The following is a 13,639-nucleotide window of genomic DNA, read 5'->3' on the forward strand; positions in this document are numbered from 1 at the left end:
CGAACGTCGCGTTCTTGTTCAGATGCGTCTCCGGATCCATGGGCGACCATGGATGGGGAGCAGGGGCGCTCCTGTGCTGATTCATAGGTGCCGTCGTCATCGTGACCAACTCCTTTCCGTTCTGCCGCATGCCTGCGGTCGTGGCGCTGTATGGTGCGCACTATTGTTGGCTCACACACGCGGAATCGGTACATATCTACCATCGGTGCGTGTCGGGTGGAGACTGGAGAAACACCCAACGTGGACCTACTGAGGTAAGGTGGAACCTATGGCTGGATCAGGTAGTGACTTCGTGCAACTGCACAACCATACGCATTACTCGTTGCTGGATGGTGCGTCCAAGATTCCCGATCTGGTGCGGCGTACCAAGGAACTGGGTATGACGGCTGTCGGCATCGCTGACCATGGCAACATGCACGGTGCGTATGAGATGTGGAGCGAAGCCGTCAAGGTCGGCGTCAAGCCGATCATCGGCATCGAGGCCTACACCACGCCGGAGACGGCGCGTCAGGACAAATCCCGCGTGCACTGGGGCACCGAGGCGCAGCGTTCCGATGACGTCTCCGGTGGCGGTCTGATCGCCCATCTGACGTTGTGGGCGGAAACCGATGAGGGTCTTAAGAACCTGATGAAGGCATCGTCCGTGGCCAACCTGGAAGGCCGCGTGATGCGCTATCCGCGTATGGACTCCGACGTGCTCTCCACGTACTCCAAGGGCGTGATCTGCGGCTCCGGCTGCCCGTCGGGCATCATCCAGACCCGTCTGCGCCTGGGCCAGTTCGACGAGGCCTTGCGATACGCCGGTGAGCTGCAGGACATCTACGGCCGCGACAGCTTCTACATCGAGTTGATGGACCACGGCCTGAAGATCGAGACCCAGGTGACCAATGAGTTGCTGGAGATCGCCAAGAAGCTCAACGCGCCGCTGCTGGCCACGAACGACTCCCACTACGTGCTGGAGGAGGATCGTGGCGCACAGGACGCCATGCTGTGCATCAACTCCGGTTCTCGGCTGGACGATCCGGACCGTTTCAAATTCGACGGATCCGGCTACTATCTGAAATCCGCCGAGGAGATGCGCGCGTTGTTCAAGGACCTGCCCGAGGCCTGCGACAACACCCTTGAAGTGGCGGAACGCTGCAATATCATGTTCGACGATGGCGAGGACGGCGCCTTCATGCCGCAGTTCCCCTGCCCCGAGGGATGGGATGAGACCTCCCTGTTCCTCAAGCAGGTCGAGGAAGGCCTGGAGACGCGATATAAGGGCAATGTGCCGCTGGACGTGTTGAAGCAAGCCGACTACGAATGCGGCGTGATTTGTCAGATGCAGTTCTGCGGCTACTTCCTGGTCGTGGCGGATTACATCAACTGGGCCAAGAACAACGGCGTGATGGTCGGCCCCGGCCGTGGCTCCGCCGCAGGTTCGATGGTGGCCTATGCGATGGGTATCACCGAACTCGACCCGTTGCAGCATGGTCTGATCTTCGAACGCTTCCTGAACCCCGAACGTGTGTCCCTGCCGGATATCGACACCGATTTCGATCCGGAAGGCCGCATGCGGGTGCTGGACTACGTGGCCGACAAGTACGGTCATGACAAGGTGGCCCAGTGCGTGATCTACGGCACCATCAAAACCAAGCAGGCGCTGAAGGACTCGGCCCGCATCATGGGGTACGAGTTCTCCGTCGGCGAGCATGTGACCAAGGCGCTCCCGCCGAGCAAGAACGGCAAGGACGCCAGCCTCAAGGAGATCTTCGACCCGACATCGAAGCGGTACGCGGAGGCCCGCGAGTTCCGCGAGATGTACGAGTCCGAAACGGATGCGCATCGCATCATCGATGAGGCCAAGGGCATCGAAGGGCTGATTCGTCAGACCGGTGTGCATGCCTGCGCCACCATCATGGGCTCCGAACCGATCACCGACACGTCACCGTTGCTGGAACGCACCGACGGCACGGTCACCACCACCTTCGAATACCACACCTGTGAAACGCTGGGCCTGGTCAAGATGGACTTCCTGGGCCTGTCCAACCTCACGGTCATCCGGGATACGCTGCGCAACATCGAACGCAACGGCAAGCCGGCCATCGACTACCGAGAGATCCCGCTGGACGACAAGGAGACCTACCAGCTGCTGTCGCGCGGCGATACGCTCGGCGTCTTCCAGCTCGATTCCGACGGCATGCGCTCGCTGCTCAAGAGCCTCAAGCCGGATAACTTCAATGACATCTCGGCACTGATCGCCCTATACCGACCGGGCCCGATGGATGTCGATTCGCACAACAACTACGCCAAGCGCAAGAACGGCCTGCAGAAGATCACGCCGATTCATCCGGAAGTGGCCGAGGCTCTGGCACCGGTGCTCGACGAAACCTATGGCCTGATCGTGTATCAGGAGCAGGTGCAGTCATCCGCGCGTATCCTGGCCGGCTATTCGCTCGGCCGAGCCGACGTGCTGCGTCGAGCGATGGGCAAGAAGAAGCCCGAGGTGCTGGCCAAGGAGCAGGTGCCGTTCTTCGCGGGCATGAAGGAGCACGGCTATTCCGAGGAGGCGGCCCAGGCCGTCTGGGACATCTTCGTGCCGTTCGCTGGCTACGCGTTCAACAAGTCGCACTCGGCCGCCTACGGTCTGATCTCCTATTGGACCGCGTATCTGAAAACCCACTATCCGGTGGAGTTCATGGCGGCCCTGCTGCAGAACGAACGCACCAACAAGGACAAGACGGCGCTGTACCTCGGTGAGGCGCGGCGTATGGGCATCCAGGTGCTGCCGCCCGACGTCAACGAATCGGTGCTGGAGTACTCCGCCGTCGGCGACGTCGTCCGTTTCGGTCTGGGCGCGATCCGCAACGTCGGCGATCAGCCGGTGGCCGACATCATCGCCGAACGCAGCGGCCCGCGGGGCAAGTTCGTCAACTTCATGGACTTCATCCGTCGCGTACCGTTGAGCGCGTTGAACCGGCGTCTGGTCGAATCCCTGATCAAGGCCGGCGCCTTCGACTCCATCGACCCGAACCGCAGGGCGCTGTACCAGATTCATGAGGCGGCCATCGACTCGGTGGTCGGGCTCAAGCGCAAGCAGGCGGAGGGTCAGTTCGACCTGTTCTCCGATGTCGACGGTGGCGATGCCGAGGACATGGGTGATGCCGGTGTCACCGTGCCGGACGTGGAGGAGTGGGACAAGAAGACCAAGCTCAACTTCGAGCGCGAGATGCTGGGCCTGTATGTGTCCGACCATCCCCTGAGCGGCATGCAGGCCGTGCTTGCCAGTCTGCGGGAGATGTCGATCGCGCATCTGATCGACCGCGCTAAGACCATGCCCGACCGCATGCAGGTCACCATCGCGGGCCTCGTGACCGGCGTGGACCGGCGCGTGTCCAAGAAGGGCAACGCGTGGGCCATCGTCACGATCGAGGACATGGAAAGCTCGATCCAGTGCATGTTCTTCGGCAAGGTGTACGAGGCGGCGGCCGCCGATCTGGCCATTGACACCGTGGTGCGCATCCGCGGCATGGTGGAGGTGCGTGACGAGAGTGTGAGCCTGCGCGCCACCGAGATGGACGTGCCGACGTTGGAGGCGGTGGACGAACGTCCGCTCGTCATCACGCTGCCGCAGGTGGCGCTCAACCGCGTCCACGTCATGCAGCTGGGGCAGATCCTGACCAACCACCCCGGCTACTGCGAGGTCAAGCTCGCCATCGTGGACGACAAGGGCAACGCGCAGGTGCTGACCTTCGGCGACCGGTTCCGTGTCAAGCGCGACACCTCGCTGTTCGCCGAGATCAAGATCCTCTTCGGCCCCAGCTGTTTGCCTGCAGCCTGACGGCATACGCTGACGGGGCGTCGAACGCGTGCGGTCCGGCGCCCCGGCGTTCCGACCCGAGCGCTCGCAGGGCCGAGGCGATGGCGTGTCGGTTCATCGCCGGCGATATTATCTAACATGTATTAGATATGCATCGCCGTCGCGGATGATGGCATGGTGCAGCCATACGAAAGGAGCCGACATGGAATTCCAGTGGATCAATGAGTCAACGGTGACCGAGCAGGACGGTGTGATCAGCATCTTTGCCCCGGAGCACACCGATTTCTTCTGCAACAGCGGTGCGGAGGCGGAGGAGGGCGACGCGGTGCCCGACTCGCTGTGCAACGCGCCGTTCTACTACACCGAGGTCGAAGGCGATTTCGTGCTGCGCGTCAAGGTGTCGCACGATTTCAAGCAGACCTATGACTCCTGTTCGATCATGGTGTTCAAGGACCTGACCCACTGGGCCAAGGCATGCTTCGAACTGACCGACTTCGGCACCCGCGCCATGGTTAGCGTGGTGACCAAGGACGTCTCCGACGACGCCAATGGCCCCAACGTGGACGCCGATGCGGTCTGGCTGCAGATGTGCCGCAAGGGTGACGCCTTCGCCTTCCACTATGCGCTGGACGGCGAGCATTTCTACATGATGCGCTTCTTCACGCTCGACGCCGGCAGGGTGGCCAAGGTCGGTCTGCTGGCGCAGGCGCCGACCGGCAAGGGCGGCGAACGCCGCTACGAGCACCTGTCGATCGAACACCGTACCGTGGCCAACATCCGCATGGGGGAGTGACGACAATCTCTCATCGCAAAGGAGGTCGGCGCCGCATATGCAGCGCCGCCCCCTTACGCGTATGTAATGCGTGTCTGTGAAGCGTACGACCGCCCGGTCACCGCCGTTTCGGCAGGGTGAAGACCTCGTCGGACTGTTCGGCGACCTGCGGGCTGTGGGTCACGATGATGACACATTTGCCCTCGTCGTGCGCCAGCGAACGGAAGATCGCCATGATGTCGTTCTGCGTGGCCATGTCGAGGTTACCGGTCGGCTCGTCGGCGAGGATGATCCCCGGGTTGTAGCTCAGTGCCCGGGCAATCGCCACGCGCTGCTGCTCGCCGCCGGACAGGTGCAGGATGCGTTCGTTCATATACTCCTTGGGCAGACGCACCCGTTCCAGCAGCCGTGCGACGATGTCGCGCTTCGGCTGATCGAAGCGTACGCCGCTGGCCTCCATCGACAGCGTGATGTTCTCCGCCACGGTCAACGCCGGCAGCAGATTGAAACTCTGGAAGATCACGCCGACGTCATGGCTGCGGTACCGGTAGCGGTCGAGTTTGGCCAGATCTGCGCCTCGGTACAGGATACGACCCGTTGTGGGGGTCGTCAGTCCGGACAGCAGTGACAATGTGGTGGTCTTGCCGCTGCCGGACGGTCCGACGATCGCAGTGACCGTGCACTCGTGGAATTCCCGGCTCAGATCACGGATGATCGGTCGCCCGCCCTTGGCGTAGGCGTAGTGGACATGGTCCATGGTCAGGATGGGGACGCTGGGTTCCGCAGTCGTGCGTTCGTCAGTCCGTGGCGAAGCGGCGGGGGAGTTCGCGGTGGCCGGTGATTGGATGGTGGGGGCGTTCATGAAAGACTCCTTCTGTGGTCCGATTCTGTGTTCCAACGGATGGGCTATGAGCGGTCGGCGAGGATGCGCAACGGTTCGTATCGGACGATGGAGGTGAGGCCGGCCAGCGACGACAGCAGCGTCAGCGCCAGTCCGATCAGCACGAGCTGGCCGATGACGGTCGGGTTCACCGTGGCGTTGATCTCGTCGATGTAGTCGACGGCCTGCTGGAACCCTCCGCCGAAGCCACCGGTGGGCGGCGCCTCCACGCCGGCGAAGTCCTCCATGTTCAGGTCCCCCATATCCGGCAGTCCCGGAATGTCGGCCTCGCGTCCGAACTGCGATTGCACGCTCTCGCTCTGCGACTGCTGCTGCGAGACCTGATCGGCGAGCAGCTGGTTGGTGACGGGCACCGATGCGGCCGCGCCGGCGGCTACGCCCAGCGCGATGCCGATCATCGTCACGATGAGCAGCTCGAGTACGAACTGCGCGGCGACCTTGGCCTTGCGGATGCCGATGGCGAGCAGCACGCCCACCTCATACCGGCGCTCGCGGATGTTGAACAGGTTGATCACGATCAGCACGGCCGCGCCCACGGCCAGGATGATCAGCAGCATCGTCAGCGCGAACGAGGACAGGTTCTCCAGCGGCACCAGGCTGGACTCGTACTGCTCGACGTCCGTCGAGGACACGACGTACCCATCGTCGAGCCCCTCCCGCTGCACCTCGTCGGCGAAGGTTTCGTAATCCTCGGCGCTGGACAGCACATAGGTGTAGGACAGTTGCGAGCCCGCCGCGTCGGAGCCGTCCGAGGAGGCCAATCCCAGCGCCTCGAGGGTGGCGACGGACGTGTAGATGGCGTTGTCCGGATCCATGCCGGCGCCCATCATGCTGCCCATGCCGTTGTTCTGCGTGGCGGTGTTGTCGTAGATGCCGACGATTGTCAATGTGTAGGTGGTGGATTCGTCGTCTGGGTCGGTGAGCGTGATCTCGTCGCCCACCTCAAGGCCGTTGAAGCTGGCGAGCGCCGTGGTGATGATCGCGTCGCCGGCGTCGGCTTCGTCATAGCCGAAGACCTGGCCGTCCTGCATCGTGAACGATCCGTTCGCCGCGTTCGCCACGGCGGTGTCGGAGGAGAACCCGGTCAGCAGGAAGTCGCCGGATTGGAACGAGAAATCACCGCCCATGCCGCCCATGCCTCCGGGGAATCCGGGCGTGCCGCTTGCGGCGTCGGCTGACTCGGTGCCCGAATCGTCGGACGATTCGGACTGTTCCGAGGATGACGTTTCCACGGGCTGCAGCTCGTCGGAGCCGTTCAGCGAAGCCTGTTCGGTGTAGTAGGTGGAGACGGGGACGCTGGCGATATCGGCGTAGTGGTCGTATTGTTCCAGCGTCAGCGAGTCCACGGCGATCGCGTCGCGCAGTTCGTCGAAGTCGGGCGTTCCCGACATCGTGCCGTCCGCCATGTCCTCGGTGTCCATGTTCTGGATCAGCGAATCGCGGTCCACGCCGATGGTGGCGGTCACCGTGGTGGAGGCGAGCCCCTCGTCCCGGGCGGTCTGCGCCGCGTCCCTGATGGAGAGCGCGATGGTGGCCGCCGCGGCGATGACGGCCACGATGACGGCGATGAGGATGTTGCGCACCTTGTTGCGCAGGATGGAACGCCATGCGTTGCGGAGTATGAACATGTTCGATCCTCGGTGTGTCGAAACGGTTGGTTGGTACGGGGCAGCGTTGCGCCTATGAACAGGTTGCGTCCGTCCGGTGGAAGGCGCCTGTCCGGAACTCAGCCGTTAGCGGGGGATTCGGGAGTAGTTCGCTGAATGGTTTCTGGGAGAACGTTGAGAACCGAGAAAATCATCGATTGTTCACGGTCCGGTAACCGTTGTCCTGCGTTCCTCGAACCGGTTCGCTGATAGAACTGGGTTGTCCGTTGCGCGGCCCAGCCGACAGGGGCCGCGGTTCGATTCGATGATCCGACGGGTGCGGGCGCGATGTGCGCCCGGAAAGAGGGACACAAGGAGACCATTGTGAACAAGCAGTCGAAGATGCGTCGGGCGTTGGGCTCGGGCGTGGCCGGTGTGGCCGCCCTGGCGATGTTGGCGACGGGCACGGCCTATGCCGCGAACGGCACCTACTACAGCAGCAAGCAGCCGTACATCGCTCCCCAGCAGGCACTTGACATGAGCTACTCCGCCGCGCCGGAGGGCTACACGATCACCTACACCGAGATGCTCGCCCGCCACGGTTCCCGCGGCCTGTCCAGCTACAAGTACGACGCGCTGCTGAAGCTGATGGGTCAGACCGCCTCCGAAGTGGACGGCTTCGTCAGCGAGGAGGCCGAACAGGCGTTCATGGCGAACGTGCAGGCCATCATCGATGCCAACGTGGAGAACGGCTACGGCATGCTGACCGGCCAGGGCGCCACCCAGCACCAGGGCATCGGCTCACGCGCCTACCAGCGCAACAAGCAGCTGTTCGATCAGGCCGCCGCCGACGGCGGGAAGATCGAATACGAATCCTCCGGCGAGTCCCGCGCCACCGAATCCGGCGAGAACTTCAAGAAGGGATTCGATCAGGCCTCCGGCAGCGCACTGACGGACTCCTACGAAACTCCGACCGCCCCCGCCGGTGACGGCGATGCGGCCCCCTTCCAGAAGTCCCCGGACACCCTGTACTTCCACAAGACCGAAAACCCCGACGGTTCCGAGAAGACCGGCGAGGCGGCCGATATCGCGTCCCGGTATGAGACGTTCGTCGAGAACGACGAGACGATCGCCAACGCCGAGGACTACATCGAGGACGTCGACGCATCGGTCACGGTCTCCTACGACCTGCTCTCCCAGATCTTCACCGAGGACTTCCTGAAGAAGGTCGACGACGGCACCTACTCCTGGTACAACACCACCACCGGAGCGGAGGACGCGGACGAGGACGGCCGCGACGACGTGACGGGCGAGGACATCCGCAACTGCGCCATCGCGGGTGATCCGGACGAGCTGATGGCCCAGTACGGCGAGGACATCTGCGGCGAGACCGGCAAGCACATCACCTCCGTGGTGGACGCCGCGATGGACCTGTACAACCTGTACATCATCGCCGCCGACATGCAGGAAGAAAACACTGACGAGCACGCTTTCGACTTCGATCAGTACTTCACGAACATCAGCCCCGAGGAGGGCGACGTCTTCGCCTGGATTCTCGACATGGAGGACTTCTACGAGAAGGGCCCGAGCTACGCCGGACAGAACGAGACCTACCGCATCGCCCAACCGCTGCTCGACGACTTCTTCGATTCGATCGACGAGCGCGTGGCCGGTGGCGCGACCGCCGCGACCTTCCGTTTCGCGCACGCCGAAACCATCATGCCGTTCGCCGCGCTGATCGGCGCGCCGGGCTCCACGCAGCAGGCCCCGGCCGTCGTCGATCCGCAGTCCGACGCCGACGTGTACAACTATCAGAACAACGAATGGCGCGGTGAGTCCGTGACCCCGATGGCGGCCAACATCCAGTGGGACGTGGCCACCCGGGACGGCATCGATCCGCAGACCGGCAAGGCCTACACCCCGCTGGTCCGCATGCTCTACAACGAAGCCGAGGTTCCGTTCAATGCCTCCTGCACGCCGGTGGCCGAAGGCTCCACCTGGTACAAGGAGACCGAGCTGAAGAGCTGCCTGGGCTTGGAGGAGAAGCGTGTCCCGACGGACGAGGACCCGACCATCGCGGTCGATGCCGGTGCGTCGGAGGACCAGCAGCAGGGCGGTGATACGCAGACCGGCGATCAGAGCCAGAACCAGGCCGGTGGCGAAGGCTCCCCTGAATCCCCGGAGTCGGCCGAGGAATCCTCGGCCTCCGACCAGCCGAAGACGATCGCCAAGACGGGGGCGGCCATGATCGCCCCGGCCGCGGCCGCGGTGGTGCTGATCGCCGCCGGCGTCACGCTGGTGTTCGTCAGGCGAGCCAAGCGCTGAGAGACGAGCTCCCGTCTGAAACCGGGGCGTCCGGGTATTCCAGACGCCCCGGTCTCATATCCGACACGCCGGTGTGGTGGCAAAGCACCCCCAAAAGTTTGCCGACTTTGGCGGAATCTGGCCAAAGTCGGCAAACTTCCGGGGTAGGTTTGCCACCGCGCCGGCGTGTCGCGTGTTGGGCCCGGGGAGGGCTGCCGGTGGCCTGGCCCCGGTCCGCCCCATCTCACGATTCGGCTGGCATAATCCCAAAAACGGCGCGGTTGTTACGATAGGCAACTATGAATACCCCTACGATGCGAATCATTGATCTGCGAGGCAAGCGCCTCACCCGTGCCGAGATGCTGGCTGCCATGCCGCGTGCCGAGATGGGCACCGACGAGGCCACCGAACTGGTCCAGCCGATCCTCGATGACGTCAAGGCCCGCGGCGCCGCGGCGCTGCGCGACTTCGAGGAGAAGTTCGACCATGTGCGCCCCGAGCATCTGCGCGTGCCCGCCGAGGCGATGACCGCCGCGCTTGAGGAGCTCGACCCGGCCGTGCGCGCCTCCATTGAGGAGTCCGTGCGCCGTTCGCGCGCCGTCGCCGCATCGCAGGTCCCCGAGGATTTTCACACCGATCTGGCCCCCGGCGCCCGTGTGGCCGAACGCTGGATCCCCGTGCAGCGCGTCGGCCTGTACGTGCCGGGCGGCAAGGCCGTGTACCCGAGCTCGGTCATCATGAACGCCGTGCCCGCCCAGGCCGCCGGCGTCGAATCCCTGGCCATCGCCACCCCGCCGAAGACGGCGGACGGCCTGCCGGACAAGACCATCCTGGCCACCTGCGCCATCCTCGGCGTGGATGAGGTGTACGCGGTCGGCGGCGCCCAGGCCATCGCCATGTTCGCCTACGGCGCCAGGGGCACCGAGCCGCAGGACGGCGAGGTGCTGTGCGAGCCGGTCGATAAGATCACCGGCCCCGGCAACATCTTCGTGGCCACCGCCAAGCGCATGGTCTCCGGCATCGTCGGCATCGACGCGGTCGCCGGCCCCACCGAGATCGCCATCATCGCCGACGCCGGCGCGAACCCCGAATACCTGGCCGCCGACCTGATCGGCCAGGCCGAGCATGACGAACTCGCCGGCTCCGTCCTGATCACCGACAGCGAGGAGATCGCCACCAAGACCCAGGAGAGCCTGAACCGCCGCGTGCCGCGCACCAAGCACGCCGAACGCGTCGCCACCTCGCTGACCGGCCGCCAGTCCGGCATCATCCTGACCGACGGACTCGACCAGTCGATCGACGCGGCCAACGCATACGCCGCCGAACACCTGGAGATCCAGACCGCCGACGCGGACGCCGTCGTCAAGCGCATCCGCAACGCGGGCGCCATCTTCCGCGGCCCGTATTCGCCGGTGCCGCTGGGCGACTACATGTCCGGCTCCAACCACGTGCTGCCCACTTCCGGCACCGCGCGTTTCGCCGCGGGCCTCGGCGTGCACACGTTCATGAAGCCGGTGGAGGTCATCGAATATGACGAGGAGGGCCTCAAGGCGCTCGCCGCACGTATCAACACCTTCGCCGTCTCCGAGGATCTGCCCGGCCACGGCGAGTGCGTGCTCACCCGTTTCGTCGCCGACCCGTACGACAAGGCGACGCTGGACCAGCAGGAAATCGAGGCGGGCCTCAAATGAGCGAGTCGATCCCCGCAAGCCTGCCGCTGCGCAACGATCTGATCGGCGAGGAACCGTACGGCGCCCCGCAGCTCGACGTGCCGGTGTGCCTCAACGTCAACGAGAACCCGTACGCGCCCGACCCGGCCGTCTGCGATTCGATCGCCGCACGGGTGCGCGAAATCGCCCCCACGCTGAACCGGTATCCGGACCGTGAACACGTCGCACTGCGTCAGGCGTTCGCCGCGTATCTCAAGCGTGAATCCGGTGTGGAGCTGAGCGTCGACCAGCTGTGGGGTGCGAACGGTTCCAATGAGATCATGCTGCAGGTCTTCCAGGCGTTCGGCGGTCCCGGCCGCATCGCGCTGGGTTGCGACCCGACGTATTCGATGTACCCCGAGTACGCGCGCGACACGTTCACGACCTGGCAGGTCGCGCACCGCAACGAGGACTTCACGCTGAACGTCGAACGCACCATCGCCGCAATCGGGGAATTGCACCCGTCGATCGTCCTGCTGACCAGCCCGAACAATCCGACCGGCACCCCGCTGGACATGGGCGACCTCAAGCGGATTCTCGACGTCTGCGCAACCATGCCCGTGGCGGGCGCCGGCGAGGGCGTGCACCCGGTCGTGGTGGTGGACGAGGCGTACATCGAATTCCGCAACCCCGGCACCCCCTCGGCCGCCACGCTGATCGCCGAACACTCGAACCTGGCCGTCAGCCGCACGATGAGCAAGGCCTTCGCCTTCGCCGGCGCGCGAGTCGGCTACATGGCCGCGAGCAAGGGGATCATCGACTGCCTGCGCATCGTGCGCATGCCCTACCATCTGTCGGCCGTCACCCAGGCAGCCGCACTCGCCGCGTTCGAGCATACCGACGAACAGCTGAGCCGTGTCGATCATCTGCGCGAGACCCGCGAGCGGACCGCGGCCTGGCTCAAGACCCAGACCTACAAGGGGCAGCCGCTCGACGTGGCCGAATCGGCCTCGAACTTCCTGATGTTCGGCGGCCATTTCGACGATCGCGACCGCGTCTTCCGCGAACTGCTCGACCGCGGCGTGCTGATCCGCGTGGTCGGTCCCGACGGATGGATGCGCGTGTGCATGGGCACGGATGAGGAAATGGCCCGTTTCCGCGAGGCGCTCGCCGAAGTCCTCCGTATAGTGGAAGCATGAGCGGTGGCCGGTCCGTATCGGGACCGGTCCGCTTGAACGGCGCAATGCATAAGGAGCAACGATGGCACGTACCGCAACGATCGTGCGCGAAACCAGCGAGTCGCGCATCGAACTGACGCTGAACCTGGATGGCACAGGCAAGACGGATATCAACACCTCCGTGCCGTTCTACGACCATATGATGACCGCGCTCGGCAAGCATTCGCTGATCGATTTGACCATCCGCGCAACCGGCGACACCGACATCGATGTGCACCACACCGTGGAGGACACGGCCATCGTATTCGGCGAGGCGCTGCGTCAGGCCCTCGGCGACAAGCGCGGCATCCGCCGCTTCGCCGACGCCACCGTGCCGTTGGATGAGGCGCTCGCCAAGGCCGTGGTCGACATCTCCGGACGCCCGTACGTGGTGTGCTCGGGCGAGCCCGAAGGATTCGAGTATGCGATGATCGGCGGGCATTTCACCGGTTCGCTGGTGCGACACGTCATGGAATCGATCGCGCTGCACGCCGGCATCTGCCTGCATCTGCAACTGTTGGCGGGCCGTGACCCGCACCACATCGCGGAAGCGGAGTTCAAGGCCGTGGCCCGCGCCCTGCGTTTCGCCATCGAGCCCGATCCTCGTGTGGACGGCATCCCCAGCACCAAGGGGGCGCTGTGATGAGCGGGGGGAACGCCGACGGCCTCAACAACGACGGTTTCCCGAATGACGGGCCGTCGTTCAGCGACGAGGAGCTGGAGGCCGCGCTCGCCGGGTTCGAGGCGGAGTTCCGCAATGATACGGATGCTTCAGACATCGCGGACGCCGAATCGGGCGTAACCGCAGACGGCGGCGATGCGGCCACGGACGCCGGCGTGCCGTCCGACGGCATCGTGGTCCCCGACGACGCCTCGGAGCTGACCGATTCCTTCGACGACGAGCTGCAGGGACTGCTGGGCAACAAGGCCAAATCGGCCATCATCGTCACCCAGCTGGCCTCCGCGGATCTGCTCGCCGCGTTCTGCCAGCTTTCGGACGTCTCCGCCACCTGCCTGAACCATGCGCAGGGCGCGGTCGCCGTGTTGCGCAATCTCAACGGTGACGGCCCCGAAGCGGCCGCCCGCGACCTGACCACGGTGGTCTCCGGGATGCCTGTGGTCCTGGCCGTCAATCGCGCGGACAAACTCGAGGCGACGCTGTATCTCAAGGGACAGGCCGGGCAGGGATTCGCGCCTCCGCTCCTGTTCACCGAAACGCCGCCGTTCGTGGAGGATCTGATGCTGGGCATCGCCACAGTGGACGACGTGGTCGCCCAGGGGGTGAAGGCCGTGGATTCGGGCAGCCTGGACAGGGAGACCGCGTTGCAGGTGATCGCGGAACACACGCGTTTCGGACGGGGCGGTTCCCGGATTCAGTGACGACAGGCGGCCATCTCGGCCGCGGGCA

Annotated in this window: 9 protein-coding genes; 7 read left to right on the top strand and 2 right to left on the bottom strand. The window is 64.6% G+C overall.

Annotation, left to right across the window (positions count from 1 at the left end):
• Positions 1–268 precede the first annotated feature (268 nt).
• Positions 269–3,823: a DNA polymerase III subunit alpha gene (dnaE, locus tag OU11_RS07330; protein WP_033515750.1), complete on the top strand. Its 3,555-nt coding sequence runs from the start codon at positions 269–271 to the stop codon at positions 3,821–3,823.
• A 181-nt stretch (positions 3,824–4,004) separates the two neighbouring features.
• Complete coding sequence (locus tag OU11_RS07335) at positions 4,005–4,595, top strand: DUF1349 domain-containing protein (protein ID WP_033515751.1); 591 nt, start codon at positions 4,005–4,007, stop codon at positions 4,593–4,595.
• A 97-nt stretch (positions 4,596–4,692) separates the two neighbouring features.
• Here OU11_RS07335 and OU11_RS07340 read toward each other — a convergent pair whose 3' ends face one another.
• Positions 4,693–5,331 carry an ABC transporter ATP-binding protein gene (locus tag OU11_RS07340; protein WP_052122781.1) on the bottom strand — a complete coding sequence of 213 codons (639 nt, stop codon included), beginning with the start codon at positions 5,329–5,331 and terminating at the stop codon, positions 4,693–4,695.
• Between the two features lie 149 nt (positions 5,332–5,480).
• On the bottom strand, positions 5,481–7,103 hold the full coding sequence (locus tag OU11_RS07345) for an ABC transporter permease (RefSeq protein WP_033515752.1): 1,623 nt from the start codon (positions 7,101–7,103) through the stop codon (positions 5,481–5,483).
• Between the two features lie 360 nt (positions 7,104–7,463).
• Between OU11_RS07345 and OU11_RS07350 the strand changes: the two genes are divergently transcribed.
• From OU11_RS07350 to OU11_RS07370, 5 genes are all read left to right on the top strand, one after another.
• Positions 7,464–9,386: a histidine-type phosphatase gene (locus OU11_RS07350; protein ID WP_033515840.1), complete on the top strand. Its 1,923-nt coding sequence runs from the start codon at positions 7,464–7,466 to the stop codon at positions 9,384–9,386.
• A 278-nt stretch (positions 9,387–9,664) separates the two neighbouring features.
• Positions 9,665–11,056 carry a histidinol dehydrogenase gene (gene hisD, locus OU11_RS07355; protein ID WP_033515754.1) on the top strand — a complete coding sequence of 464 codons (1,392 nt, stop codon included), beginning with the start codon at positions 9,665–9,667 and terminating at the stop codon, positions 11,054–11,056.
• A complete protein-coding gene (locus tag OU11_RS07360; RefSeq protein WP_033515756.1) occupies positions 11,053–12,213 on the top strand; it encodes a histidinol-phosphate transaminase in 1,161 nt (386 codons plus the stop codon). The genes hisD and OU11_RS07360 overlap by 4 nt, the downstream gene beginning before the upstream one ends.
• Positions 12,214–12,274: 61 nt before the next feature.
• Positions 12,275–12,874, top strand: coding sequence for an imidazoleglycerol-phosphate dehydratase HisB (hisB, locus tag OU11_RS07365; RefSeq protein ID WP_033515758.1), 600 nt, complete (start codon positions 12,275–12,277; stop codon positions 12,872–12,874).
• Positions 12,874–13,611, top strand: a complete 738-nt coding sequence (locus OU11_RS07370) for a hypothetical protein (RefSeq protein ID WP_033515760.1) — start codon at positions 12,874–12,876, stop codon at positions 13,609–13,611. Before hisB ends, OU11_RS07370 begins: the two co-directional genes overlap by 1 nt.
• Positions 13,612–13,639 lie beyond the last annotated feature (28 nt).

It is taken from the genome of Bifidobacterium pullorum DSM 20433, from assembly GCF_000771405.1.
Taxonomy (GTDB): Bacteria; Actinomycetota; Actinomycetes; order Actinomycetales; family Bifidobacteriaceae; genus Bifidobacterium; species Bifidobacterium pullorum.

What these genes read in the sequence shown, in the direction of transcription:
- dnaE (WP_033515750.1), top strand. Translation starts at nt 269, where the DNA reads ATGGCTGGATCAGGTAGTGACTTCGTGCAACTGCACAACCATACGCAT.
- OU11_RS07335 (WP_033515751.1), top strand. Translation starts at nt 4,005, where the DNA reads ATGGAATTCCAGTGGATCAATGAGTCAACGGTGACCGAGCAGGACGGT.
- OU11_RS07340 (WP_052122781.1), bottom strand. Translation starts at nt 5,331, where the DNA reads ATGGACCATGTCCACTACGCCTACGCCAAGGGCGGGCGACCGATCATC.
- OU11_RS07345 (WP_033515752.1), bottom strand. Translation starts at nt 7,103, where the DNA reads ATGTTCATACTCCGCAACGCATGGCGTTCCATCCTGCGCAACAAGGTG.
- OU11_RS07350 (WP_033515840.1), top strand. Translation starts at nt 7,464, where the DNA reads ATGCGTCGGGCGTTGGGCTCGGGCGTGGCCGGTGTGGCCGCCCTGGCG.
- hisD (WP_033515754.1), top strand. Translation starts at nt 9,665, where the DNA reads ATGAATACCCCTACGATGCGAATCATTGATCTGCGAGGCAAGCGCCTC.
- OU11_RS07360 (WP_033515756.1), top strand. Translation starts at nt 11,053, where the DNA reads ATGAGCGAGTCGATCCCCGCAAGCCTGCCGCTGCGCAACGATCTGATC.
- hisB (WP_033515758.1), top strand. Translation starts at nt 12,275, where the DNA reads ATGGCACGTACCGCAACGATCGTGCGCGAAACCAGCGAGTCGCGCATC.
- OU11_RS07370 (WP_033515760.1), top strand. Translation starts at nt 12,874, where the DNA reads ATGAGCGGGGGGAACGCCGACGGCCTCAACAACGACGGTTTCCCGAAT.